Here is a 25,433-nt window from a genome sequence, read left to right as displayed (position 1 = left end):
GGACAGGTTAATAGGTTTGGGTGATATGGGTTGAGAACACCGGGATGTCTGGTGGTTGGTCGCACAGCTCACGCGGGGGCAGTTGTTGTTTTGCCTGTTCGGGCCCTTTCGCGGGTAAACCCGCTCCCACAAGTACTGCGCAGCCGCAGCCATCAACGCTGCACCTGTAGGAGCGGGTTTACCCGCGAAAGGACCGGAACAGGCGCAGGAAAATGTAGAGACGTTTCCTACAAGTCAGAGCGGAACTGGACTACTGCGGATCGAATGCCATTTGGCCTTGAATGCGTGCTTTGGTGTTCGCAATGAGGCTTTTCTGATGAGTGATGTCCACAAGAACGACTTGAATGATTTCGAGGGCAAGCAATTTCCCTTCTTCGTAGTCTCGCCCCTGAAGTTTGGCCTAATGACCTTCTTCACCCTTGGTTTTTACTGGCTGTATTGCTTTTATCAGAGCTGGAAGCTGCATGGAGTGAGGACAGGAGAAAAGGTCAGCCCATTCTGGCGAAGCGCTTTTGCAGTGTTCTTCATCTACCCGTTATTGAGAAGGGTGAATGATCATATTCGCGAGTCAGGCAGAACCTACCCTTGGTCCATTCTGGGGCTCACGCTGGGCTACTACGGTATGTGTGCTGCCTGGGTGGCTGCCAGTGTGATTCTGGATGATCAGTTGTGGGCGGCGTATTTTGCGGGTGTAGTCATTCAAGCAGCTTGGTTGGTCATTCTGGTGCCTATGCAGAAAGGCGCGAATTTCAGCGCGGGGGATGAGGCAGGGGTGGCCAACAGCCGTTTCACGCTGGCCAATTGGTTGTGGATGCTGCTGGCTGCCGTAATTACAGCAGCGCAGCTGTTTGCTTTGATCACACTTTCGTCCATGGTTTGAGCAGCGTCGCAGCAGAATTTGCCGGGGCCGCTTTGCGGCCCTTTCGCGGCGAAAGGCCGCCCCTACGAAGCTCGGTATTCCGGCGTGGTTCGAAGAGGGAGCATATTGAAGAACTCGAACTTGAGCTGGCATGCGATCGCTTTCCTGTTTTGGGGAGGCATGGACGCGTTCTACATCTGCTTTTATGTCTTCCGCAGTACGGAGCGAGGTGCCATACCTTTCTGGACGGATTTCAAGGATGCATTGAGCAACATGCAGGTCTGGGGAGGAGGGCTAGAGCTAATCGTCTGGCTAGGCCTGATTCTGCAGCTTTCGTTGATAGCGACCTGCGGGTTGTTTCTTATGCGTTGCCGGTTAGCTGTCTACTTGGCGATGGTGCAGATCCCCTTTCGCATCTTTTTTATCGTTCCGTCGATATCCATAATCCTGTTGTTGCCGATGCTGGCTTCCAGTATCAGTAACTCGGTGTGGATTGGGCTGATGCTGACTTCGGAGGCAGGGAAAGGCTGGTGCCTATTGTGGCTCTGGCGAAAGCGCGGGTAACGGCGTGCACCGGGTTTTTTGGATTTCTCTACCCATGCACCGCTGCCACCCTCTTGCTTGACAGCAGGTGGTGATAGTTCCTGATCCACCCCTGAACGCAGATTCACTCGAAGATCCTAATCTAGGTCGCGAACTTCGCACTGAGGCTTAATGATGTGTCGCCTGAGCCGGCCCTTTCGCGGGCATGCCCGCTCCCACAGGTACGGTGCAAGTCATGAAGCTTGTGGTGATCCTGTGGGAGCGGGCGCGCCCGCGAATAGGCCCGGCCAGGCACTCGAGAATTATCAGGGGGCAATGAGGGTTTGGCTTCAGGTTGAATGAACACCTGTCAGCCCAACCCCAGCCCCCATAAAAAAAAGGAGAGCCGAAGCTCTCCTTTTTCGTTAACAACCCTCAGCGTTAGCCAATGGTCATCAGGCTGGCATTACCACCGGCAGCAGCAGTGTTCACACTCACTGCCCGCTCGATCACCAGGCGCTCCAGCGCAATCTGGTGGTCGCCGCTGGACAGCCCGTGCACACCCACGATCGCCCCGGCACGTTTGGCCACCTGCTGGCACACGCCGCGCAGCTGGTCCGAGTCGCCATGGTGGATCACGGCGTCGAACGCCACTTCATCCTTGTTCCAGTCCGCCACCAGCTTGACCTTGGCCTGCAGCTCTCGCGGCAGGCGGGCACGCAGGGCTTTGCCCGGCTCGCCGTCCGCCCATACCGCCGAGCTGCCAACGGCCAGCACTGCGGCGAACTGCGCCAGCAGGTCGGCTTCGTTGTCGGCCAGGCACAGCACGTGCTCACGCGGCAGGATGGTGTAGCTGTTGCGCTCGCCGGTCGGGCCTGGCAACAGGCGGGCGATGCCGCTCTGCGACTGGCTGGCGAACTGGCTGCACAGCGCGGCCAGGTCGGCCAGCTGGTTGCTCTCGGCCCAGGCCTTCAGGCCATGCAGTGGCTTGATCAGCTGTTCGTGCAGGGCGCGGTCAGGCTTGCCTTCGCCGTCCTGCTGCTGGAAGTGGCGGCCAATCGCGTCGGCCGGGCGGGTCGACAACAGGCGGTACAGGTACAGCGGGCCGCCGGCTTTCGGGCCGGTGCCGGACAGGCCTTCACCACCGAACGGCTGCACACCCACCACTGCACCGACGATGTTGCGGTTGACGTACATGTTGCCGGCGTTGGCGGTTTCCACCACCTTGGCGATGGTCTCGTCAATGCGGGTGTGCACGCCGAGGGTCAGGCCGTAGCCGGAGTTGTTGATCTGCTCGATCAGCTGGTCCAGGTTGCGACGGTTGTAGCGCACCACGTGCAGCACCGGGCCGAAGATTTCACGCTTGAGCTCGTCGAAGCTTTCCAGCTCGATCAGGGTCGGCATGACGAAGGTGCCGCGCTTGAGCTCGGCAGCATCGGCAATGGCCACCTGGTAGACCGAGCGACCTTTCTCGCGCATGCCCTGGATGTGCTTCTCGATGCCGGCCTTGGCTTCGGCGTCGATCACCGGGCCAATGTCTACGGCCAGGCGGTCCGGGCAGCCCAGGCGGCTTTCGGCCATGGCGCCCTTGAGCATTTCGATCACGCGGTCGGCGGAGTCTTCCTGCAGGCACAGCACGCGCAGTGCTGAGCAACGCTGGCCGGCGCTGTCGAAGGCCGAGGACACCACATCGATCACTACCTGCTCGGTCAGTGCCGAGGAGTCGACGATCATCGCGTTCTGGCCACCGGTTTCGGCGATCAGCGGGATCGGGCGGCCCTGGTTGTCCAGGCGGCCGGCGACGTTGCGCTGCAGCAGGCGGGCCACTTCGGTGGAACCGGTGAACATCACGCCCTTGACGCGCTCGTCACCCACCAGGCCGGCACCGACGGTTTCACCGCGGCCTGGCAGCAGTTGCAGCACGCCTTCAGGGATGCCGGCTTCCAGCAGCAGGCGCACGGCCTGGGCAGCGATCAGCGGGGTTTGCTCGGCCGGCTTGGCCAGCACCGGGTTGCCGGCTGCGAGCGCTGCGGCTACCTGGCCGGTGAAGATCGCCAGCGGGAAGTTCCATGGGCTGATGCACACCACCGGGCCCAGCGGGCGGTGGGCGTCGTTGCTGAAGTCGTTGCGTGCCTGCACCGCGTAGTAGCGCAGGAAGTCCACGGCTTCACGCACTTCGGCGATGGCGTTGGCGAAGGTCTTGCCCGCTTCGCGGATGAGCAGGCCCATCAGCGGCTGGATTTCGGCCTCCATCAGGTCGGCGGTGCGCTCCAGAATGGCAGCGCGCTCGGCCGGCGGAGTGGCCTGCCAGATCGGTGCTGCATTCAGTGCGCACTGGATGGCGTTGTCGACGTCGGCGACCGTGGCTTCCTGAACATGGCCGACCACGTCGCGGTGGTCCGCCGGGTTCAGCACCGGTGCGGCTGCGCTTTCGCTGGCGGCGCAGGCCAGCAGTGGCGTGGCTTTCCAGTCGTTGTGAGCGGTGGCCAGCATGGCGCAGGACAGCGATGCCAGGCGGTGTTCGTTGGCCATGTCGATGCCGGCCGAGTTGGCTCGCTCGCTGCCATACAGTTCACGCGGCAGCGGGATGCGTGGGTGCGGCAGGCCGATGCTGCCTTCCTGGGTGCCCATGCGCTCGATGCTGGCGACCGGGTCGGCGACCAGTTCCTGGATGGAGATCGAGTGGTCGGCGATGCGGTTGACGAACGAGGTGTTGGCGCCGTTTTCCAGCAGGCGACGCACCAGGTAGGCCAGCAGCGTTTCGTGGGTGCCGACCGGTGCATAGACGCGGCACGGACGGTTCAGCTTGCCTTCGGAAATCTTGCCGACCACCTGCTCGTACAGTGGCTCGCCCATGCCGTGCAGGCACTGGAACTCGTACTGGCCCGGGTAATAGTTCTGACCGGCAATGTGGTAGATGGCCGACAGGGTGTGGGCGTTGTGGGTGGCGAACTGCGGGTAGATGGCTTCTGGCACGGCCAGCAGCTTGCGGGCGCAGGCGACGTAGGACACGTCTGTGTACACCTTGCGGGTGTAGACCGGGTAGCCTTCCAGGCCTTCGACCTGGGCGCGCTTGATTTCGCTGTCCCAGTAGGCGCCTTTCACCAGGCGGATCATCAGGCGGTGGCGGCTGCGCTTGGCCAGGTCGATGACATAGTCGATCACATACGGGCAGCGCTTCTGGTAGGCCTGGATGACGAAGCCGATACCGTTCCAGCCGGCCAGCGAAGGCTCGAAGCACAGGCGCTCGAGCAGGTCGAGCGACAGCTCCAGGCGGTCGGCTTCTTCGGCGTCGATGTTCAGGCCGATGTCGTACTGCTTGGCCAGCAGGGTCAGCGACAGCAGGCGCGGGTACAGCTCTTCCATCACGCGCTCGTACTGGGCGCGGCTGTAGCGCGGGTGCAGCGCCGACAGCTTGATCGAGATGCCCGGGCCTTCATAGATGCCACGGCCATGGGAGGCCTTGCCGATCGAGTGGATGGCCTGTTCGTAGGACGCCAGGTACTTCTGTGCGTCGTGCTCGGTCAGTGCGGCTTCGCCGAGCATGTCGTAGGAATAGCGGAAGCCCTTGGACTCGAAGCGGCTGGCATTGGCCAGGGCTTCGGCGATGGTTTCGCCGGTGACGAACTGCTCGCCCATCAGGCGCATGGCCATGTCGACGCCCTTGCGGATCATCGGCTCGCCGCTCTTGCCGATGATGCGGGTGAGCGAGGAGGTGAGGCCGGATTCGTTGTGGGTGGATACCAGCTTGCCGGTCAGCAGCAGGCCCCAGGTGGCGGCGTTGACGAACAGCGACGGGCTGTTGCCCAGGTGCGGCTGCCAGTTCCCGGTGCTGATCTTGTCGCGGATCAGCGCGTCACGGGTGCCTTTGTCGGGGATGCGCAGCAGGGCTTCGGCCAGGCACATCAGTGCCACGCCTTCCTGGGACGACAGCGAGAATTCCTGCAGCAGGCCCTGAACGATGCCGGCACGACCGCCAGCGCTCTTCTGGTTACGCAGTTTTTCGGCGATGCCGGCGGCCATCTTGTTGGTCGCTTCGGCCAGCGGGGCGCTCAGGCGCGCCTGCTCCAGCAGCATCGGTACCACTTCCTGCTCGGGGCGGCGGTAGGCGGCGGTGATCGCCGAGCGCAGCACCGACTGCGGCAGGATGCTCTCGGCGAACTCGAGGAAGCACTGGTGGCTGTGGTCAGGTTGGACCTCACCGGCGTCGTCGGCCAGGTTGCTGGCATGGCCGTTGAGTTCGGTCAGGGTGGCACCACCCTCGAGCTTCTCCAGGTAGTTGAAGATCGCTTGCTTGATCAACCAGTGCGGGGTGCGGTCAATCGACTGCGCAGCTGCCTTGAGTCGCTCACGGGTCGGGTCATCGAGTTTGACCCCAAGGGTGGTCGTCGCCATTTCTTATCCTCGTTATTGCCACGGTTGTGGCCTAAGCTGACGCCAAGAGTAGCTGTAGGACAATTCGGGTGCAACCAGGTGCAACCCGAATTTTTCATGGAAAAGGTGCAACTCGTCCGACCGTCATTTCCATGCTCGGAAAAGGGTCGTTTTCGGTGAGTTTTATTCTGAAAAGCGGGCTTTTTGCTCCAAAAAGGAGCAAAAAATCAGTTTTGTCTGAAAATGCACGAGAAGGTGCAACTTGCAAATGAAAAATGGTTGCACCCGCTTTGCGTTGTTGCATACGATTCGCCGCCTGGGTGCAACCGCCATGGCTGCGGTTGTGCATGACATAAAAACAAACGCCAGGGCACACGCATGGGCAATCCACTAACGATCACTTTCGTGGTCTATATCGCGGCAATGGTGCTGATCGGCTTCGCCGCCTATCGCTCCACCAATAACCTTTCCGACTACATCCTTGGCGGTCGCAGCCTGGGTAGCGTGGTCACCGCGCTTTCCGCCGGCGCTTCCGACATGAGCGGCTGGCTGCTGATGGGCCTGCCGGGCGCCATCTATTTCTCCGGCTTGTCCGAAGCCTGGATTGCCATCGGCCTGACCGTCGGCGCCTACCTGAACTGGTTGTTCGTCGCTGGCCGTCTGCGCGTGCAGACCGAGCACAACGGCGATGCACTGACCCTGCCGGACTACTTCTCCAGCCGCTTCGAAGACAACAGCGGCGTGCTGCGGATCATCTCGGCCATCGTGATCCTGGTGTTCTTCACCATCTACTGCGCCTCCGGCATCGTTGCCGGTGCCCGTCTGTTCGAGAGCACCTTCGGCATGCCGTACGAAACCGCCCTGTGGGCCGGTGCTGCTGCGACCATCGCCTACACCTTCATCGGTGGCTTCCTGGCGGTGAGCTGGACCGATACCGTGCAGGCTTCGCTGATGATCTTTGCGCTGATCCTTACTCCGGTGATCGTGCTGATCTCCACTGGCGGCTTCGATACCACCTTCGCTGCCATCGATGCGGTCAACCCGGCCCACTTCGACATGTTCAAGGGCGCCACCTTCATTGGCATCATCTCGCTGATGGGCTGGGGGCTGGGCTACTTCGGTCAGCCGCACATCCTGGCGCGTTTCATGGCTGCCGACTCGGTGAAGTCGATCGCCAACGCCCGTCGTATCTCCATGACCTGGATGATCCTTTGCCTGGTCGGTACCTGCGCCGTGGGCTTCTTCGGCATCGCCTACTTCTCGGCGCATCCTGACCTGGCAGGCCCGGTCAGCGAGAACCACGAGCGGGTGTTCATCGAGCTGGCCAAGATCCTGTTCAACCCGTGGATCGCCGGTGTGCTGCTGTCGGCCATCCTGGCTGCGGTGATGAGTACCCTGAGCTGCCAGCTGCTGGTTTGCTCCAGTGCCCTGACCGAAGACTTCTACAAGGCGTTCCTGCGCAAGAACGCTTCGCAGGTCGAGCTGGTGTGGGTCGGCCGCCTGATGGTGCTGGCCGTCGCCCTGATCGCCATCGCCATGGCCGCAAACCCGGAAAACCGCGTGCTGGGCCTGGTGGCTTACGCCTGGGCCGGCTTCGGTGCTGCCTTTGGTCCGGTGGTGCTGATTTCGGTACTGTGGAAAGGCATGACCCGTAACGGCGCATTGGCCGGTATCGTGGTGGGCGCACTGACCGTGATCCTGTGGAAGAACTTCGACACCCTCGGGCTGTACGAAATCATCCCGGGCTTCCTGTTCGCCAGCATCGCCATCTTCGTGGTGAGCAAGCTGGGCAGCCCGTCGCAGGCAATGGTCAAGCGCTTCGAGACTGCTGATGCGGCGTATCACGCTGACAAGTAATACCCGTTGAGTCGGCGGCGCCTGCTTCGCGGGTGAACCCGCTCCTACAGGGATTGCACAGAACTCAAATTCTGTGAGGTGCCTGTGGGAGCGGGTTTACCCGCGAAGAGGTCACCGCCGATCAGCAGCCAGGCCTGACTCCGCCTGCAAGGCAAGGTAAACTTGCCACCCCCGCAGGAGTTGCCATGAACTATCGTCACGCCTTCCACGCCGGCAACCACGCCGACGTCCTCAAACATATCGTGCTGACCCGCCTCATCGCCCTGATGTCGCGCAAGGAGCAGCCGTTCGCCTACATCGATACCCATGCAGGGCTCGGTCTTTACGACCTGCAGGGCGACCAGGCAACCCGCACCGGCGAGTACCTGGAGGGTGTCGCCCGCCTGTGGAATCGCGATGACCTGCCGGCCATGGCCGACGACTATCTGCGTATCATCAAGCGCCTGAATGCCGATGGCGAGCTGCGCTACTACCCTGGTTCGCCCGAGCTGGCCCGCCGCCTGATGCGCCAGCAGGACCGCGCCCTGCTCAACGAGAAGCATCCCGAGGACGGGCCGCTGCTCAAAGAGAACATGAAGAAAGACCCACGCGTGGTCGTGCACCTGGGCGAAGGCTGGCATGTGCCGCGGGCCTTGCTGCCCGTGCAGGAAAAGCGCGCGATCATGCTGATCGACCCGCCGTTCGAGCAGGCTGACGAGCTCAAGCGCTGCACTACCGCCATGAAAGAGGCGATCAGTCGCATGCGCCAGACCGTCGCGGCCATCTGGTACCCGATCAAGGACCAGCGTTCGCTGACCCGCTTCTACCAGGACCTGACCAGCACCGGCGCACCGAAACTGCTGCGGGTCGAGTTGTATGTGCACCACCAGGACAGCCCGCAGGGGCTCAACGGCTCAGGTCTGGCCATCGCCAACCCGCCGTGGGGGTTGGAAGAAGAGCTCAAGGAGCTGCTGCCATGGCTGGCCAAAGAGCTGGCGCAAACCGCCGGCAGCTTCCGCATGGACTGGCTGATCGCTGAATAAGCTGCGCTGCGATCCCTTGTAGGAGCGGCCTTGTGTCGCGAAAGGGCCGCAAAGCGGCCCCGGCAATTTCTGCTGCGAAGCTGAAAGCCTGGGGCCGCTGCACGGCCCTTTCGCGACACAAGGCCGCTCCTACAACGACCGCGCAGTTCCTGATGTTTGCGTTATAATCCCGCCCTTTAGCCGCCACCCGCCCAAGAGGCCGCTGGCGCATTTCTACCGAATGAAGAGGCTAATCCCTTGGCATTGACGATTCTTGGCCTGTCCGGCGCCCTTAGCCATGACCCTTCCGCGGCCTTGTACATTGACGGCAAACTGATTGCCGCCGCCGAAGAAGAGCGCTTCGTGCGTGACAAGCATGCGAAGAACCGCATGCCCTACGAGTCGGCGAAGTTCTGCCTGGAACAGGCAGGCATCAAGCCATCCGACGTCGACGTGGTAGCCATCCCGTTCGCGCCGATCAGCCTGTTCGGCAAGGCGCGCTGGCACTATGCCAAGCGCTACTGGTACGCCCCGGACCGCGCCCTCGACGCCATCCTGATGGGCAACCGTCGCTACAAGCGCTACCGCAAGAAGATCGTCTGGTGCCTGGAGCAACTGGGCTTCGACCCGAAAAAGGTCAAGATCGAGCCGGTCGAGCACCACCTGGCCCACGCCTCCAGTGCCTACCACTGCTCGGGCTTCAAGGAAAAAACCGCAATCCTCGGCATCGACGGTAAGGGCGAATACGCCACCACCTTCTTTGGCTACGGCGAAAACGGCAAGATCCACAAGATCAAGGAGTTCTTCGACCCGGACTCGCTGGGCGGCCTGTACGGCGCAATCACCGAGTTCCTCGGCTTCGAGATGCTCGATGGCGAGTTCAAGGTCATGGGCATGGCGCCGTATGGCGACGCCAGCAAGTACGACTTCTCGCGCCTGGCCAGCTTCGAAAACGGCGAACTGGTGATCAACACCGAATACGCCAACGTCATTGGCCTGCGCCGCTATAAAGAGAAGGGCAAGGGCTTCTACTTCTCGCCGAAGCTGATCGAATGGCTGGGCCCCAAGCGCGAAGGCGACATCGCCGACGAGCCGTACATCCATTACGCGGCCAGCATGCAGGCGCTGTTCGAGAAGATCGCCCTGCAGATGATCGATCACTACCTGGGCGACGTCCTGCGTGAAACCGGCAAGCTGGCCTTTGCTGGCGGTTGCGCGCTGAACGTCAAGCTCAACCAGAAGATCATCGCCCGCCCAGACCTGAAAGAGCTGTTCGTCCAGCCTGCTTCCGGTGACGCCGGTACCGCGGTGGGTGCTGCCGCCTACGTTTCCCACGCCCGTGGCGTGCCGGTCGAGAAGATGGAACACGTCTACCTCGGCCCTTCGTACTCCAACGAAGACGTGATCGCTGCCTGCGCCCGTCACCCGAACGCGCCGAAGTGGCGCAAGCTCGACGACATGTCGCAGCGCATCGCCAAAATCATGGTCGATGGCAACCCGGTGGCCTGGTTCCAGGGCCGCATGGAGTTCGGCCCCCGTGCCCTGGGCGGCCGTTCGATCATTGGTTGCCCGAGCGTGCCTGGCGTAGCCGACCGCATCAACGAGCAGATCAAGTTCCGCGAACGCTGGAGACCTTTCTGCCCGTCGATGCTCGACACCGTCGCCCCGCAAATGATCAAGGTCGACCACCCGGCGCCGTTCATGACCTTCACCTTCGAAGTGGCTGAAGAGTGGAAGACCCGCGTGCCGGAAGTGGTCCACGAGGACGGCACTTCGCGTGCCCAGGTGCTCAAGCGCGAGTACAACCCGCGCTACTACGACATGATGAAAGCGCTGGAAGACCTGACCGGCAACGGCGTGTCGCTGAACACCTCGCTGAACCGCCGTGGTGAACCGATGATCTGCTCGCCGACCGACGCCCTGAACATGTTCTTCGGCTCGGACCTGCAGTACCTGATCATGGAAGACATCCTGGTTGTGAAGGACGGCGCGGCCCCGTATGACCAGCCGCTCTGAACCGCGCATCCTGCAGTTCTGCCATGGCTATGACGGGCCGTTCCTGGACTGCGCCCGTCAGTACGCCAGCCTGTTCCAGGGGCGTGGTTACCAGGTCACCACGGTGTTCCTCACCGGCGCCGCCGACCCGCAGGTAGCGGCTGGCTGCGCGTCGGACGAGGTGCTGTTCCTGGAGTTCAGCTCCAAGGCCGTGCGCGGCCTGAAACTCGGCGCCATCCGTGCATTGCGGCGGATCGCGGCCGAGCGCAATTTCGCCTTCTGCATTGCCCATCGTTTCAAGCCGATCTACGTGGCGTTGCTGGGCACCAGCTTGCCGGTGATCGGCGTGCACCATGCTTTCGGTGACTACGAGCGCAAGGGGCGACGCATCTTCGCCAACCTGTTCAGCAAACGCCTGAGCTTGCTGGGCGTGTCGGATGCAGTGCGTGACGACATGCGCCGCTGTCTGCCGCAGTGGCCGGCAGAGCGTATCCAGACCTTGTACAACCGCATCGACATCGACGCCCTGCAAGCGGCCCTGGTGCCACGCGCCGAGGCCCGCCGGGCTTTGGGCCTGAATGCGCAGGCGTGGATTGTCGGTAACGTCGGGCGCCTGCACCCGGACAAGGACCAGGCCACCCTGCTGCGTGGCTTTGCCGAAGCGCTACCGGGGCTGCCGGCGGGCGCCCGCCTGGCAATTCTTGGCAAGGGGCGCCTGGAAGCCAAGCTCAAGGCCCTGGCCGCCGAGCTGGGCATTGCCGGGCAAGTGGACTTCCTTGGCCAGGTGCCGGATGCGCGCCGTTACTTCCAGGCGTTCGATGTATTCGCCCTGAGCTCCGACCATGAGCCGTTCGGCATGGTCCTGCTCGAAGCCATGGTCGCCGGTGTACCGGTACTGGCCACGGCCTGTGGTGGTGCTCGCGAAGTGGTCGAGGGTGTTGGCGTGCTGTTCCCGCTGGGCGATGCCGGGCAACTGGCCCAGGGCCTGAAGCACATGGCCGTGCTCGATGGGCAGCAGCGCCAGGCCTGTGCCGAGCACATGCTGCAGCGCCTGCGTGAGCGCTTCTCCGACCAGGCGGTGCGCGAGGCCTTCTGGCAGCTGCCGCAAGTCCGTGCGTTGGTGGGGCAGGCCTGATGCTCAACCGTATCCAGGTCTTCCGCGAACGCGGTTGGCAAGTTATCGACGCCAAGGCCTACGCCGAGGCATGGGCCCACTTTGGTGGCAGTGTCGCCACCCATCCTTTGGTGGTCGAGCAGCTGGCGGACCTGGCACAGATCCCGGTGCGTTACCTGGGCTGGCACCAGGCCGGCGAGCTGAAGGCCGCCATCCCCACCTGGGGGCGCCACCTTGCGCTGTCCAAGGATGTGCTCAAGCGTGTCGGCAAAAAGGCCCTGTTCGACCTGGGCAATGCCGAGATCATCCTGCCGGCGGCGGCCGATGCCGCTGCACCGTTGCGCCATGCCGCGCGCTACCTGTCCGAACTGAACCAGGGGCGCTTCAGCGGCCTCAAGGCGCAGAAGGAACAGTTGGCCATGGCCCGCGCCCACGAAGACCTGTCGAAGAAGTTCCGCTACAACCAGCGCCGCGAACTGCGCCTGCTGGAAGAGGCGGGCGGTGTGGTGCGCCCGATCAGCGACTTCAGCGCGCAGGAAATCGCCAGCATGTACTGCGACCTGTTCCTGCGCCGCTGGGGCTTCCCTGCCACCGGTGCCGAGCGCATGGCCGAGGTGCTGGAACGCCTGCGCGAGCTGCTGATCGGCTCGGTGCTGCTGTTGGACGGCAAGCCGATAGCCATCCAGCTGGTTTACCGTGTCGAAGCGCCGGAATGGATCAGCGTCGAGTACATCAATGGCGGTGTCGACCCTGAAACCAAGGCCTTCAGCCCCGGCAGCGTGCTGAGCTTCCTCAATACCCAGGCCGCCTGGGAAGACGCTCGTGCGCGCAACAAGCCGCTGCGGTTCTCGTTCGGCCGTGCCGACCGCGAGTACAAGGACCGCTGGTGCAACCCCGTGCCGGTGTATCAGGCGTGAGTCGCAAGCAGCAGCTGCTCAAGCGCCACCGGCGCAACAAGCGCCTGGGCCTGCTGGCGGGCCTGGTAGCGCTGGTGGCCGTAGGTGTGTTCAGCTGGTGGTGGTTGCCACTGCTGCTGTTGCCGCTGCTGTGGGCGGCCCATGAAGCCTGGTTTGCCGACCACCTGTTCTATGCGCCAGGCGAGGACTACGCCTACGACTTCGGCGAGCAGACCCGGCAAGCCCCTGCCAGCCTGAACGGCGGCCTGCTCAAGGCTGACTGCGCACTGCTGGGCAACGAAACCCTGGTCCTCGAGCTGCGGGTAAAAAGCAGTTGGCTGGGGCGCTTCCTCGACCCGCAGGTCGAGCTGATGGCTGGCGAGCAGGCCGATCGGCAAACCTTCGAGCGCGGCGTCGATGGCGTGCGCTTCCTCAACTTGACCGGCCTCGCCGCACCTCTGCAGGCTGGCGCGTTGCGCCTGCGTGGCCGGCATTGCCGGCTGTCGGGCCAGCCGCGCTTGTGGATAACCCCGGCGGTCGAGCTGCAACGGCGCCGGGTGATGGTGATCGCGCCGCATGCCGATGATGCCGAACTGGCCGCTTACGGGCTCTACAGCCAGGCCGACGAAACCTGGGTAGTGACCCTGACCGCCGGTGAGATCGAGGCCGAACACTATCAGCAGATGGGCCTGGCAAAGGCCGAGGCCGCGCGCCTGAAGGGCCGCCTGCGGGCCTGGGACAGTATCGCCGTGCCACGCTGGGCCGGTGTGGCGGAATCGCGTTGCGTGCAGCTGGGCTACTTCTGCCTGCAACTACCTGCCATGCAGGCTGCGCCAGACCAGCCGGCCGCTTCCCGGGAGGCCGACCTCGCCGACATTCGCGTATTCCGCCGGTTCAACCCGTTCCCGCTGCCGGCCGACGGCGATGGCGCGCCGACCTGGCGCAACCTGCTGGCCGACCTGCGGGCCTTGCTGGAAATGGCCAGGCCAGAGGTGCTGGTGATGCCGCACCCGCAGCTCGACCCGCACCCCGACCACATATGTGCCCAGGCAGCGGTGCTGGAAGCCCTGCAAGGCCTGGCCTGGCAGCCGCAAACCCTGCTGTGCTACGCCAACCACCTGCACGACAACGACCGCTGGCCGATGGGCGACAGTGGTGATGGCGTGGCCTTGCCGCCGCAGCTGAGCACCGCCCAGGCGTGGGCACCTTGCAGCCTGGTACTGGACCTGGCAACCCAGCGCGACAAGGCCATGGCCCTGGGCATGATGCACGACCTGCAGCCGCCGGCGCCGTTCAAGCGCCGCCTGCGCCGCTTGTTGCAGCGCTGGCTGGCCGGGCGGCGGCCGTCGCCTTACGGCGAGAACGAATTCTTCCGCAAGGCCGTGCGCCGACATGAACTGTTCTGGCGGCGTGAGCTGTAGCCGCGCCCCATGGTTGACTGCGATGGCGCAGAGCGCCCAAGGAACCCAATGAAAGTCCTATTTCTGGTGCAGAAGGAACAGCGGGCGATTCTCGACCGCCTGTACGATGGCGTCGCGGCCAACTGCGAGTGCGACCTGCGCTGGCTGACCAGCGAAGACCAGCGCAACCTGCGCCGCTATTTCAAGCGTGAAGTGCAGGTCGAGCGCTATGACCGCATTGTCTTCTTCCTGCGTTTCAAGCAGGAAATCCGCCAGGCGGCGTTCATCCGTACCGTGCCGAACCTGGTCATCCTCGAGCACGATGCCTACCAGAACTACATCCCGTGCAAATACACCGGCAAGTTCAGCGCCCATTACCGCAAGCTGCCCTGGGCGCGGGTGATCAGCTCCGGCTACATGGTCAGCGAGCGCTTGCGCCAGGAAGGTTTCGACGCCGTGTTCGTGCCCAAGGGCTACGACGAGCAGTTGCTGGCCGACCAGGGGCGTGAGCGCGACATCGAACTGGCCTTCGTCGGCAGCACCAACAGCGTGGCCTACAGCGGCCGCAAGGCATTGCTGGACGAGCTGGGCCGGGTCGAGAACCTGGTAGTGACCCGTACCAAGTCGGGTGAGGACTACTGCAACACGCTCAACCGGATCCGCTTCTTCGTCAGTGCCGACGTCGGCATGGGCGAATACATGATCAAGAACTTCGAAGCCATGGCCTGTGGCTGTGTGTTGCTGGCGTATGACCAGGGCGAGGAAGAGAACCGCGCGCTGGGCCTGCAGGACATGCACAACGTGGTGTTCTATGACAGCATCCCGACCCTCCAGGAAAAGCTCCGCCACTTGCGTGCGGAACCTGAACTTGCCCGGCAGATTGCAGAAAATGGCCGCCACCTGGCGGTTTCCCGTTTCAGTTTCGGCGCAGTTGGACGTAGCATCGTCGACCACATGCGCCCGGCGCTCAGGCCCCATCCGCCGTTGTCTGCATGGCAGCGGCTGCGCCTGAAGCTGGGCATCTAACAAAAGAACTTTCGCGCCTGCGGAGCGGGCGTTGAAAGTCGATAGTCGCAATGCGGAGGGAGTCCGGTGCGCTTTTCAAATGAGAGTGACGTCACGCTCGTCGTGACCAGTTGTGGGCGGTTCGATCTGCTCAAAGATACCCTTGAGAGTTTCGATCGCTACAATACCGCGCCCATTCGCGAAGTATTCATCACCGAAGACTCCGGTGACGATGCCGTGCATGCCGCTGTGCCTGAGCACTGGAAACCGCACTGCAAGGTGTTCGTCAACCGGCCCAAGCTGGGCCAGCTGCCGTCTATCGACCTGGCCTACAGCCACGTCAAGACGCCCTACATCTTTCACTGCGAGGACGACTGGCACTTCTATCGCCAGGGCTTCGTCGAAGACTCCCGGGCCATCCTGGAGGTCAGCCCCGACCTGTTGCAGGTGTGGCTGCGCAGCCATGCCCATGACCTGGCCGTTCACAGCCCTTACATCCACCTGGGCGATCGCAAGGTGATCGCCGGGGTGCCTTGCTACCCGCTGCTGTCCGACAAGGCCGAGTGGCAGGCGTTTTCGCTCAACCCCGGGCTGCGTCGTTTGAGCGATTACCAGCGTTGCGCGCCATTTGCCGCCTATGCTGGAGAGAAGGCACTTTCCCGACGCTATGCTGAGTTAAACCTGACAGCGGTCACCTTGGAGGGTGATGCAGTATTGCACACTGGATTTGGTAATCACGTGACCTTGCCCATCGAAGTGGAGCGCAAGGCCAAACGTCGTAAACGTGATCGGATAAAGTTGGCATTGACGCTGGTGGCGGGTGCCGTGATTGGCATGGGAATCACCATTTTTGTTCAATGAAGTGTCCCACCTGACATGAGCGGGAGAGGGCCCATGAACATCGTCAATATGATGTGGGCGGGTGGAACGCCGTACATGTCCATCCACAAGGTGCATCGGCAGGTGCTGTCGCACGCGGGGGCCGATGCCCGGATCAGTAACTGGCTGCTGCTGGGTAGCGGGCTCTGCTGTGGGCTTGGCTCGACCCGGGAGTGGCATATGCCGTCACGGGCGTTGAAAGGGCGGCACTTCTGGCGCCTGTTGCGCCCATGGTTGCGCATGCGCTTGCGCAAGGCGCTGAACGAGGCCCAGGCTGAAGTCGTGCTGCTCGACGGTGTCGGTGTGGCGCGGTTGGTGTTGCCGTTGTTGCAGCAGGTTCCGCAGGTGCGTGCCAAGGTGCTGTTCCACGGCAAGACGCGCCTGAGTGCCAGCGACGTTCGCCTGCTGCGCATGTTCCCGGCCGAGCGGCTGAGCATCGCCGCCGTTTCGCAGACACTTGCCACGTCACTCGAACACGACCTGGGCAGGCCGGTGCAAACCTTGCGCATGGCCCTTGATCCACTGGCTTTCGCCGAACCGTTGTTGAGCCGGGATGCGGCCAGGCAGGCCCTGCAATTGCCACCGGTAGCAGGGGTGATGCTGGGCGCGGTCGGGCGGCTGGTGGAGAGCAAAGGTTTCGAGATGCTGATCGAGGCGTTCGCCAAGGCCAGTGCGCGCCAGTCGGACCTGCAATTGGCAATCATCGGCGAAGGCCCTCTGCGTGCGGTGCTGCAGGCTCGTATCGACGCGCTTGGCCTGGCTGGTCGTGTTCACCTGAGTGGTCACCGAGACGACCTGCAGCAGCTGTATCGGGCATTCGACTGGCTATTGGTGCCTTCGCGCTCCGAAGGCCTGGGGCTGGTGGTGCAGGAGGCGGTCATGGCCGACGTGCCGGTGGTGTGCAGCGACCTGCAGGTGTTCCGCGAGCAGTTGCAGGACACCGGTGGCTACCTGCCCGTTGCCAATGAAAATGCCTGGGCCGAGGCGATCGAGCGTTGTGCGGCGCTCAGTGCCCCGGCGGTAGCCGCCCGGCAGCGCCAGGCGCTGGCGCCGGAGCAGGCCTGGCAGGCATTCTGCAACGGCTCGCAGAGCCTGCTGCGCAGTTGACGCTCAACGCGCCAGCAGGGCTGCCTCGAAAGCGGCAAGGGGGAAGCGGTCGCCCAGGTTCTCCCGCTCGATGTAGCGCACCATATGCTGCACATTGCGCCGAATCATGCGCGCCGACAGCGGCGGGCGCAGGAAGCGCATGTCGGCCACGTCGATCAGGCCCAGTTGCTGGTCGGGGGTGACTACCACATTACCCAGGTGCAACGAGCGGAAGTACACGCCGCTGCGGTGCAGCTGGCGGATCAGTTCGATCAGGCGCGGCAGGTAGGTGTCCCAGCTGAAACCCTCATCGCGCGACATCTGCAGCAAGGTGCGCCCTGGCAGCGGGCGGTACAGCACGGCGGTACGCCCTGGCAGGTCGAGCTTGTGCTGGCTGATCACCTCCAGGGTGGGGATGCCCAGTTGTGCAAGGCGTGCGGCGTTGTCGACGAAGCGCTGCGAGTACGGGCGCAGCAGTGCAGATGAAATCAGCCGCTTCCTACGAAAAACCTTGAGGAAATTACCATCCGCGAGCAGGTAGACTTTGGCGCCATGGCTATCTGCCTCAAGCACCTGTGCGCCTTGTGTCAGCTGATCGAAGTCGACCTGGGGGAGCCGGGAGCATTGCATGAATAGAGCCTTGTCGTCGGGCGAACAGAATGACCGGCAATAATGCCGAAAATAATGTTGTAGCACCATTGGGTGGTGTCTTTGATTCATCGGGGGAAAGGATGTTGTATCAAAAAAACTGGGCGCAAGCCTGGTTGGGGTTTGGTCTGGTCTGGTTCCTGGCAGCGATTGCCCTGGCACCGAGCAACAAGGTCTATCAGCAAGGCCTGGTGCTGTTCCTGTGGTTGCCGACGCTGGTAATGGCGTGGTCCGCAAGGCAAGTAATAGTGCAGGCCTGGCGGCGTCAGCCGGCCTTGTGGGGGAGTGTGTTGTTGCTGCTGGCGTGGAGCGGGCTCAGCCTGGTCTGGTCGGCCGCAGAAAACCCGGGGCGCGAGGCCAAGCGCCTGCTCTACATCCTGGTATTCCTGCTGGCGTTCCCTCTGCTGGGCCAGCTTGGCCAGGCCCGCATTCGTCAGCTGCTGCTGGCCGGTAGCGCCTTGCTGGCCGTTGCCGCGCTGGTCTCGGTCATCCATTTCTACGGCGTGCTGGGCATGCCCTTGCTGGCCCGCCTGGAGGGCATCGGCGAGATATCGCACCCGATCCTGGGCGCCTACGTCATCGGTGCGGCCGTGCTCTTCCTGCTTTACGAGCCGCCGCGGCAACGTGGCCTGCAGTTGTTGTGGCTGGCAGCGCTGGCGTGCCTGGGGTTGTTTGCCATGCTCAGCCAGAGCCGTGGGGCAATCCTGGCCCTGGTGCTCACCGTGATCCTGGCCCCGCTGTGGTTCCGTGACCGCCACAGCCGGGTGTTTGCCGTGCTGGCGGCCATCGCCACCGGCCTGGCCTTCTATCTCGTGTACGACCTGATCGCCCAGCGCGGTTCGTCCTACCGGCCGGAAATATTCCATGCCGTGGTCGACATGATCGCCGCGCATCCCTGGACCGGCCTTGGCCTGGGCGCTGCCTACGACGTGAGTGCAGTGGGCAAGCACTTCGACCATACCCACAACATGTTCACGCACATCGCAGTGGAGATGGGCCTGCCCGGCATGCTGCTGTGGGTCATGGTGTGGCTGTACACCCTGGGCGAAATCGTCCGCGCACGCGGCACGCTGTTCGGCAAGATCCTGCTTGGTTTCTGGGTGTACTCCACCCTGGCCATGCAGTTCGATGCCGCCAGCCTTACTGGTACGCCACGTGCCGAATGGTTCATCAGCTGGCTGCCCGTGGGCCTGGCCATGTTGCTGCCATGGGGGCGTGCCGAAAATGATGCCTGTGGTAAAATTTCCGGTTCAACCTGAACAGCGAGCTTGATAATGGCCGAAACACCGCGACCGGCGGAACACACCTCCAGCCTGAAGATCTACTTCCGGCTGCTGAGCTATGTGAAACCCTATGTCGGCATTTTCCTGCTGAGCATCATCGGTTTCGTGATCTTTGCATCGACCCAGCCGATGCTGGCCGGGATCCTGAAATATTTCGTCGATGGGCTGAGCAACCCCGAAGCGGTGTTGTTCCCCAACGTCCCCTACCTGCGCGACCTGCAACTGCTGCAGGCTGTGCCGCTGCTGATCATCCTGATCGCCGCGTGGCAGGGCCTGGGCTCGTTCCTCGGCAACTACTTCCTGGCCAAGGTTTCCCTGTGCCTGGTGCACGACCTGCGTGTGGAACTGTTCAACAAGCTGCTGGTGCTGCCTAACCGCTACTTCGACAACCACAACTCCGGGCACCTGATCTCGCGCATTACCTTCAACGTGACCATGGTCACCGGTGCCGCCACCGATGCGATCAAGGTGGTGATCCGCGAAGGCCTGACCGTGGTGTTCCTGTTCGGCTACCTGCTGTGGATGAACTGGCACCTGACCTTGGTGATGGTCGCCATCCTGCCGGTGATTGCAGTGATGGTCAGCGTCGCCAGCAAGAAATTCCGCAAGCAGAGCAAGAAGATCCAGGTGGCCATGGGCGACGTCACCCACGTCGCCTCGGAAACCATCCAGGGCTACCGCGTGGTGCGCAGCTTCGGCGGCGAGGCCTACGAGCAGCAGCGTTTCGGCAAGGCCAGCCAGAGCAACACCGACAAGCAGCTGCAAATGACCAAGACCGGCTCGCTGTACACGCCGATGCTGCAACTGGTGATCTACACCGCCATGGCCGCGCTGATGTTCCTGGTGTTGTTCCTGCGCGGTGATTCCACTGCCGGTGACCTGGTGGCTTACATCACCGCCGCCGGCCTGTTGCCCAAGCCGATTCGTCAGCTTTCGGAAGTCAGCTCGACCATCCAGAAGGGCCTGGCCGGTGCCGAGAGCATCTTCGAGCAGCTGGACGAAGCGCCTGAAGTGGACAGCGGCACCGTCGAGAAGGAGCGGGTGGAAGGGCGCCTGGAAGTGCGCAACCTGAGCTTCACCTACCCGGGCACCGAGCGTGAGGTGCTGAGCGATATCAGCTTCGTGGCCGAGCCGGGCCAGATGATTGCCCTGGTTGGCCGCTCCGGCAGCGGCAAGTCGACCCTGGCGGCGCTGATCCCGCGCTTCTATCACCACGACCAGGGGCAGATCCTGCTCGATGGCGTGGAGATCGAGAACTATCGCCTGCGCAACCTGCGTCGTCACGTTTCGCAGGTGACCCAGCATGTCACCCTGTTCAACGATACCGTGGCCAACAACATAGCCTATGGCGACCTGGCCGGCGCCCCGCGCGCCGACATCGAAGCCGCTGCGGCCGATGCCTACGCCAAGGAGTTCGTCGACCGGCTGCCAAAAGGCTTCGATACCGAAGTGGGTGAAAACGGCGTGCTGCTCTCCGGCGGCCAGCGCCAGCGCCTGGCCATCGCCCGGGCACTGCTGAAGAATGCGCCGCTGCTGATCCTCGACGAAGCCACCTCGGCGCTGGATACCGAGTCCGAGCGGCATATCCAGGCTGCCCTGGACCATGTGATGCAGGGCCGTACCACGCTGGTGATCGCCCACCGCCTGTCGACCATCGAGAAGGCCGACCAGATCCTGGTCATGGACCAGGGCCGGCTGGTCGAGCGCGGCACCCATGCCGAGCTGCTCGCGGCCAATGGCCATTATGCCCGCCTGCATGCCATGGGCCTGGATGAGCCGGCCAAGGCCGATATCACCTGACCCCTCGTTGATCGGGGCCATCGCGGCCCCGATTGTCACGGGAATTTTCCTGGGGTGATCTGGCCATAAAGCCGTCGTCTACCCTGTGCTAATATCCTGCCCCTGTTCATTATTTCCATATGGGTTGCCCATGAAGTTGTCCATGCCGCGTTTCGATCAAGCCCCGGTACTGGTGGTCGGCGATGTCATGCTCGACCGCTACTGGCATGGCGGTACTTCGCGTATCTCGCCTGAAGCGCCAGTCCCGGTGGTCAAGGTCGATCAGATCGAGGATCGCCCCGGCGGCGCGGCCAACGTTGCCTTGAACATCGCCGCCCTGGGCGCGCCGGCTTCGCTGATTGGCGTCACCGGCCAGGACGAGGCCGCCGACAGCCTGGCCAACAGCCTGCAGGCTGCAGGCGTGCGCTCGGTGTTCCAGCGCATCGCGCACCAGCCGACCATCGTCAAGCTGCGGGTCATGAGCCGTCACCAGCAGTTGCTGCGCATCGATTTCGAAGAACCGTTCGCCACCGACCCGCTGTCGCTGGGCGCAGAGGTCGACAGCCTGCTCGAGGGCGTCAAGGTGCTGGTCCTGTCCGACTACGGCAAGGGCGCACTGAAAAACCACCAGAGCCTGATCCAGGCGGCGCGGGCCAAGGGCATTCCGGTGCTGGCCGACCCCAAGGGCAAGGACTTTTCCATCTACCGTGGCGCTAGCCTGATCACCCCCAACCTCAGCGAGTTCGAGACCATCGTCGGCCGTTGCGTCGATGAGGCCGAGCTGGTCGCCAAGGGCCTGCAGCTGCTGCAGGACCTGGACCTTGGCGCCTTGCTGGTGACCCGTGGCGAGCACGGCATGACCCTGCTGCGCGTCGGCCAGCCGGCGCTGCACCTGCCGGCGCGGGCGCGTGAAGTGTTCGATGTGACCGGTGCCGGTGATACCGTCATCTCCACCCTCGCCGCGGCCATCGCTGCCGGCGAGGACCTGCCCCACGCCGTGGCCCTGGCCAACCTGGCGGCGGGCATCGTGGTCGGCAAGCTGGGTACGGCTGCGATCAGCGCCCCCGAGCTGCGCCGGGCGATCCAGCGTGAGGAAGGCTCCGAGCGCGGCGTGCTGGGCCTGGAGCAACTGCTGCTGGCCATCGACGACGCGCGGGCGCACAAAGAGAAGATCGTCTTCACCAACGGCTGCTTCGACATCCTGCATGCCGGGCATGTCACCTACCTGGAGCAGGCGCGGGCCCAGGGCGATCGCCTTATCGTCGCGGTCAACGACGATGCCTCGGTCAGCCGCCTGAAAGGGCCGGGCCGGCCGATCAACAGCGTCGACCGGCGCATGGCCGTACTGGCCGGGCTGGGGGCAGTGGACTGGGTCATCAGCTTCCCCGAGGGCACGCCGGAGAACCTGCTGAGCCAGGTCAAGCCGGACGTGCTGGTCAAGGGTGGCGACTATGGCATCGACCAGGTGGTGGGTGCCGATATCGTCAAGGCCTATGGCGGTACCGTGAAGGTGCTGGGGCTGGTCGAGAACAGCTCGACCACTGCGATCGTCGAGAAGATTCGCAAGAACTGATCGAACCTCTGAGGCTGCCTCATTACCTGTAGGAGCAGCCTTGTGCTGCGAAGAGGCCGGTAGGGCAAAAGTATTTCTTTGGCTCTACCGGCCTCTTCGCAGCACAAGGCTGCTCCTACAGGGGCGGCGCAGGCCTCGGAATCTTATTTGTGCAGTGAAGTACGCGCCCGCTCCAGCAGTTCCCGCGCCTTGTCGCCAAACCGCTGCAGGTGCGATGCCCGTACCGGCTTGTTCTCCACCAACCCCTGCTGCTTCACCCAGTCCTTCCAGCGCACCCGCTCGTCCGTGACCACCCAGCCCTCCTGCCGGGCAAAACTTTCGGCCAGGTACAGCCCGCGTGTGCTCGCCGGCACCAGTTCATCCTTCTTCACGGTATACAGCTCAGCCAGTGGCTGGCCGTCCTTCAGTGGCATCAGGTACAGGTCTGGCCGTTTGCGGTTTAGCCGCGCCACCAGTTGGTCGCCCTCCAGCCGCTCATCAACGTGGAACAGGCTGAGCTTCTTGGCGTCCCGGGGTACCTGCAGGCGCATGTCGTAGATCAGTTGCAGCGAGGCGGTGGGCAGGTGCACATACGCCCGTGGCCGTTCCAGCAGCATCAGCTTGCCGCAGTGCACCGGGCGCGCGGCACCGGACTCCGGGGCCAGCACAAAGTGCGGCGTTTCGCGGTAGTGCAGGGCGGCAGCGTAGGGCACCGGCAACCAGGTGTCGTTGAAGCGCCCGCCCAGCCAGCCTTCCGGGGTTTCCAGCAGGCATTCCTCGGCCACTTCCTGCACGGCCGTGTGCAATGGCAGGTTCAGCTCCTGCGCCGGCACATAGCCGGAAATCAGTTTCAGCACCACATCGCCACGGTCTTGCCGGCGCTGACGTACCAGCACCCAATAATCGCGGTTCTGCCAATGCAGGGTCAGCCGCACCGACACGCCCAGGTTGGCCAGTTCGATCACGAAGCGCTGCACGTCGGGCAACTGGATGGCCTTGCGCCGTTGTTGGATCTGGGCAAAGTTCAGCGGCATGCCGATGCTCTGGTAGATCAGCCCTTCGGGCGTGGCCTCGACATGCAGCGGCAGTGTCTTGAAGTTGCTCGGGTTCTTGCGGATCAGCGTTCGCGCCACGAGGCTCCTCCTTGCGTCGGGTCAGTCCAGGCCCGAGGGCCTGGGGCAACTCAATGCTGGCCCAGGATACGGGCGACGGTGGCCACATTGTGGGCCAGGTGCAACGGATTGATGGTGCCGACGATAGCACTGCTGACGCCCGGGTGGGCGAACAGCAGCTCGAAGCTGGCCTGCACCGGGTCAACGCCCGGGGCCAGGCAGATATGCCCGCTGGCCAGGGCCTTCTTCACCAGGATGGCCTTGCCGTGTTCGGCAGCGTAGTCCAGCACCGGGCGTTCTGCCTGTTCGTTGAGGTTGTAGGTGACCATGGCGCAGTCGCCTTGCTCCAGCGCCTTCAGGCCGCCGGCGACGGTCTTGCCGGACAGGCCGAAGCCGAGGATTTTGCCCTCCTGCTTGAGCTCGGCAAGGGTCTGGTAGACCTCCTGCTGTTCCAGGATCGCCAGGTCGTTGCCGTCGGAATGCACCAGCACCAGCTCGATGCGGTCGGTTTCCAGGCGCCGCAGGCTGCGCTCCACCGAGCGGCGGGTGTGGGCGGCGCTGAAATCGAAGTGCGATTGGCCATTGTCGAATTCTTCGCCAACCTTGCTGACGATCACCCATTCATCGCGCTGGCCGCGCAGCAGCGGGCCCAGGCGCTCTTCGCTGCGGCCGTAGGCCGGGGCGGTGTCGATCAGGTTGATGCCCAGCTCGCGGGCCTGGGCCAGCAGCAGGCGGGCTTCGTCATCGCCGGGGATGGTAAAGCCGGTGGGGTACTTCACGCCCTGGTCGCGGCCCAGCTTGACCGTGCCCAGGCCCAGCGGCGAAACCTTGAAGCCGGTGCTGCCCAAGGGGCGATGGAAGTCGTGAAGGGTCGGCAGGCTCATGGCAGCAGTTGCTCCCAGGCCGGTACGCCCAGCGGTGGGCGTGGCAGGTCGGCCAGGTCGGCCTGTGCCTGTGGGCGGATACCGTCGCGCTCCAGGTGGCTGATGACCCGGTCGCTGAAGTCCGGTGCCAGGGCCAGCTTGGTCGGCCAGCCCACCAGCAGGCGTTGCTGGTCGGCGAGGAAGGCGTTGTCCGGGCGTACCAGGCCCGATTGCGCCGGTTCCGCACGGTTGACCCGCAGGGTGGCCCAGCGCACCTGGCTCTGGTCGACCCATGGCAGCAGGCTGGCGATCTCTTTCTGTGCCGCGGCGATTTGCGCAGCCGGCTCGCGGGCAACGCCTTCGGCTTCGGCCAGGTCGCCGCCCAGGTACCAGACCCACTGGCCATCGGCGGCGGGGTGGGTGGTAACCGTCACCCGTGGCTTTGGCCCGCCACCCAGGCAATGGGCGTAAAGCGGTTTCAGGTTGGCACCCTTGGCCATCACCATATGTAGCGGGCGTGTCTGCATGGCTGGCTGGTTCAGGCCCAGGGCATGCAGCAGCTCTTCGGTGCCGGCGCCGGCGCTGAGCACGATGCGCTGGGCGCGGATGTCGCGCTCGTCGACGCGCAGGCCGACCAGGTCGTCGCCCTCGCGCAGTGGCTCGATGCGCTCACCGGCCAGCAGGCTGTCGCCTGCCAGTTCGGCCAGGTTGGCCAGCAGGCTGGGTACGTCGATGACCAGTTCGGCCAGGCGATAGACCTTGCCCTTGAAGGCGCGGTCCTGCAGCGCCGGCGGCAGTTGCTCGCCCTTCACCTGGTCGACCCGGCCGCGCACGGCCTTGCTGGCGAAGAAGCTGGTTAGGTTGCCGGCCAGGGTGCCTGGTGACCACAGGTAGTGGGCGTCGGACAGCAGGCGGGTGCGGGTCAGGTCCAGCTCGCCGCTGCCGCTGAGCGCTTCGCGCCAGCGTCGCGGCATGTCGGCGATGGCTTCCGAGGCGCCTGTCAGGGCACCGTGCAGGGCGTACTTGGTGCCGCCATGGATGATGCCCTGGGACTTGATGGTCTGCTCGCCGCCAAGGCTGGCGCGTTCCACCAGTACTGTCGAGTAGCCCAGCCGGCGCAGGCGGGCATTTAGCCAGAGGCCTGCGACCCCGGCGCCGACGATCAGCACGTCAGTGGAAATGGCGGATGGCATGGCGGTACCTCGAAG

At 63.7% G+C, this 25,433-nt stretch carries 20 protein-coding genes; 13 read left to right on the top strand and 7 right to left on the bottom strand.

Features of this window, described 5'->3' with window-relative positions; translation table 11 throughout:
* Nucleotides 1-316 precede the first annotated feature (316 nt).
* Nucleotides 317-880, top strand: a complete 564-nt coding sequence (locus ABIB24_RS18000) for a hypothetical protein (protein WP_354316958.1) — start codon at nt 317-319, stop codon at nt 878-880.
* 362 nt (nt 881-1,242) lie between these two features.
* Here the strand turns inward: ABIB24_RS18000 and ABIB24_RS17995 are convergent, their stop codons facing one another.
* The 3 genes from ABIB24_RS17995 to ABIB24_RS17985 form a co-directional block, all read right to left on the bottom strand.
* On the bottom strand, nt 1,243-1,530 hold the full coding sequence (locus ABIB24_RS17995) for a hypothetical protein (RefSeq protein ID WP_354316957.1): 288 nt from the start codon (nt 1,528-1,530) through the stop codon (nt 1,243-1,245).
* 292 nt (nt 1,531-1,822) lie between these two features.
* Nucleotides 1,823-5,776, bottom strand: coding sequence for a trifunctional transcriptional regulator/proline dehydrogenase/L-glutamate gamma-semialdehyde dehydrogenase (gene putA, locus ABIB24_RS17990; protein ID WP_025340865.1), 3,954 nt, complete (start codon nt 5,774-5,776; stop codon nt 1,823-1,825).
* Nucleotides 5,777-5,870: 94 nt separating this feature from the next.
* On the bottom strand, nt 5,871-6,059 hold the full coding sequence (locus ABIB24_RS17985; protein ID WP_274078203.1) for a hypothetical protein: 189 nt from the start codon (nt 6,057-6,059) through the stop codon (nt 5,871-5,873).
* A gap of 74 nt (nt 6,060-6,133) precedes the next feature.
* Here ABIB24_RS17985 and putP point away from each other — a divergent pair, with 74 nt between their 5' ends.
* The 9 genes from putP to ABIB24_RS17940 all read left to right on the top strand — a co-directional run bounded on the left by putP (nt 6,134) and on the right by ABIB24_RS17940 (nt 17,009).
* Nucleotides 6,134-7,612, top strand: coding sequence for a sodium/proline symporter PutP (gene putP / locus ABIB24_RS17980; protein WP_137162534.1), 1,479 nt, complete (start codon nt 6,134-6,136; stop codon nt 7,610-7,612).
* Nucleotides 7,613-7,797: 185 nt separating this feature from the next.
* Nucleotides 7,798-8,634: a 23S rRNA (adenine(2030)-N(6))-methyltransferase RlmJ gene (locus tag ABIB24_RS17975; RefSeq protein WP_025340863.1), complete on the top strand. Its 837-nt coding sequence runs from the start codon at nt 7,798-7,800 to the stop codon at nt 8,632-8,634.
* Between the two features lie 237 nt (nt 8,635-8,871).
* Entirely contained in the window at nt 8,872-10,629 is a 1,758-nt protein-coding gene (locus ABIB24_RS17970) for a carbamoyltransferase family protein (RefSeq protein ID WP_137162533.1), read from the top strand.
* Nucleotides 10,613-11,743 (top strand): glycosyltransferase, encoded by a 1,131-nt coding sequence (locus ABIB24_RS17965; RefSeq protein WP_137162532.1) that lies wholly within the window; start codon nt 10,613-10,615, stop codon nt 11,741-11,743. The genes ABIB24_RS17970 and ABIB24_RS17965 overlap by 17 nt, the downstream gene beginning before the upstream one ends.
* Nucleotides 11,743-12,639 (top strand): antimicrobial resistance protein Mig-14, encoded by an 897-nt coding sequence (locus ABIB24_RS17960; RefSeq protein ID WP_354316956.1) that lies wholly within the window; start codon nt 11,743-11,745, stop codon nt 12,637-12,639. Before ABIB24_RS17965 ends, ABIB24_RS17960 begins: the two co-directional genes overlap by 1 nt.
* Nucleotides 12,636-14,039, top strand: a complete 1,404-nt coding sequence (locus ABIB24_RS17955; protein ID WP_137162530.1) for a PIG-L deacetylase family protein — start codon at nt 12,636-12,638, stop codon at nt 14,037-14,039. The genes ABIB24_RS17960 and ABIB24_RS17955 overlap by 4 nt, the downstream gene beginning before the upstream one ends.
* A 48-nt stretch (nt 14,040-14,087) precedes the next feature.
* Nucleotides 14,088-15,044 (top strand): glycosyltransferase family protein, encoded by a 957-nt coding sequence (locus ABIB24_RS17950; RefSeq protein WP_025340859.1) that lies wholly within the window; start codon nt 14,088-14,090, stop codon nt 15,042-15,044.
* Nucleotides 15,045-15,110: 66 nt separating this feature from the next.
* Entirely contained in the window at nt 15,111-15,884 is a 774-nt protein-coding gene (locus ABIB24_RS17945) for a glycosyltransferase family 2 protein (protein WP_137162529.1), read from the top strand.
* A gap of 33 nt (nt 15,885-15,917) precedes the next feature.
* A complete protein-coding gene (locus ABIB24_RS17940; protein ID WP_137162528.1) occupies nt 15,918-17,009 on the top strand; it encodes a glycosyltransferase in 1,092 nt (363 codons plus the stop codon).
* A gap of 3 nt (nt 17,010-17,012) precedes the next feature.
* Here the strand turns inward: ABIB24_RS17940 and ABIB24_RS17935 are convergent, their stop codons facing one another.
* Nucleotides 17,013-17,618 (bottom strand): serine/threonine-protein kinase, encoded by a 606-nt coding sequence (locus ABIB24_RS17935; protein ID WP_015272032.1) that lies wholly within the window; start codon nt 17,616-17,618, stop codon nt 17,013-17,015.
* 101 nt (nt 17,619-17,719) lie between these two features.
* Here ABIB24_RS17935 and ABIB24_RS17930 point away from each other — a divergent pair, with 101 nt between their 5' ends.
* From ABIB24_RS17930 to hldE, 3 genes are all read left to right on the top strand, one after another.
* Entirely contained in the window at nt 17,720-18,895 is a 1,176-nt protein-coding gene (locus ABIB24_RS17930) for an O-antigen ligase family protein (protein WP_085614726.1), read from the top strand.
* A gap of 15 nt (nt 18,896-18,910) precedes the next feature.
* Nucleotides 18,911-20,719: a lipid A export permease/ATP-binding protein MsbA gene (gene msbA, locus ABIB24_RS17925; protein ID WP_137162527.1), complete on the top strand. Its 1,809-nt coding sequence runs from the start codon at nt 18,911-18,913 to the stop codon at nt 20,717-20,719.
* Between the two features lie 130 nt (nt 20,720-20,849).
* Nucleotides 20,850-22,271, top strand: coding sequence for a bifunctional D-glycero-beta-D-manno-heptose-7-phosphate kinase/D-glycero-beta-D-manno-heptose 1-phosphate adenylyltransferase HldE (gene hldE, locus ABIB24_RS17920; protein ID WP_025340854.1), 1,422 nt, complete (start codon nt 20,850-20,852; stop codon nt 22,269-22,271).
* A 143-nt stretch (nt 22,272-22,414) separates the two neighbouring features.
* Here hldE and ABIB24_RS17915 read toward each other — a convergent pair whose 3' ends face one another.
* The 3 genes from ABIB24_RS17915 to ABIB24_RS17905 are packed head-to-tail and all read right to left on the bottom strand — an operon-like array spanning nt 22,415 to nt 25,418.
* Complete coding sequence (locus tag ABIB24_RS17915) at nt 22,415-23,383, bottom strand: metal ABC transporter ATPase (protein ID WP_075046548.1); 969 nt, start codon at nt 23,381-23,383, stop codon at nt 22,415-22,417.
* Between the two features lie 50 nt (nt 23,384-23,433).
* Entirely contained in the window at nt 23,434-24,246 is an 813-nt protein-coding gene (locus tag ABIB24_RS17910) for an aldo/keto reductase (RefSeq protein ID WP_013974470.1), read from the bottom strand.
* A complete protein-coding gene (locus ABIB24_RS17905) occupies nt 24,243-25,418 on the bottom strand; it encodes an NAD(P)/FAD-dependent oxidoreductase (protein WP_137162526.1) in 1,176 nt (391 codons plus the stop codon). Before ABIB24_RS17905 ends, ABIB24_RS17910 begins: the two co-directional genes overlap by 4 nt.
* Nucleotides 25,419-25,433 lie beyond the last annotated feature (15 nt).

This window comes from Pseudomonas sp. UYEF17, from assembly GCF_040546125.1.
Lineage (GTDB): Bacteria > Pseudomonadota > Gammaproteobacteria > Pseudomonadales > Pseudomonadaceae > Aquipseudomonas > Aquipseudomonas putida_Z.
The sequence above is the reverse complement of the archived record's forward strand: the minus strand, read 5'-3'. Positions and strand labels throughout refer to the sequence as shown.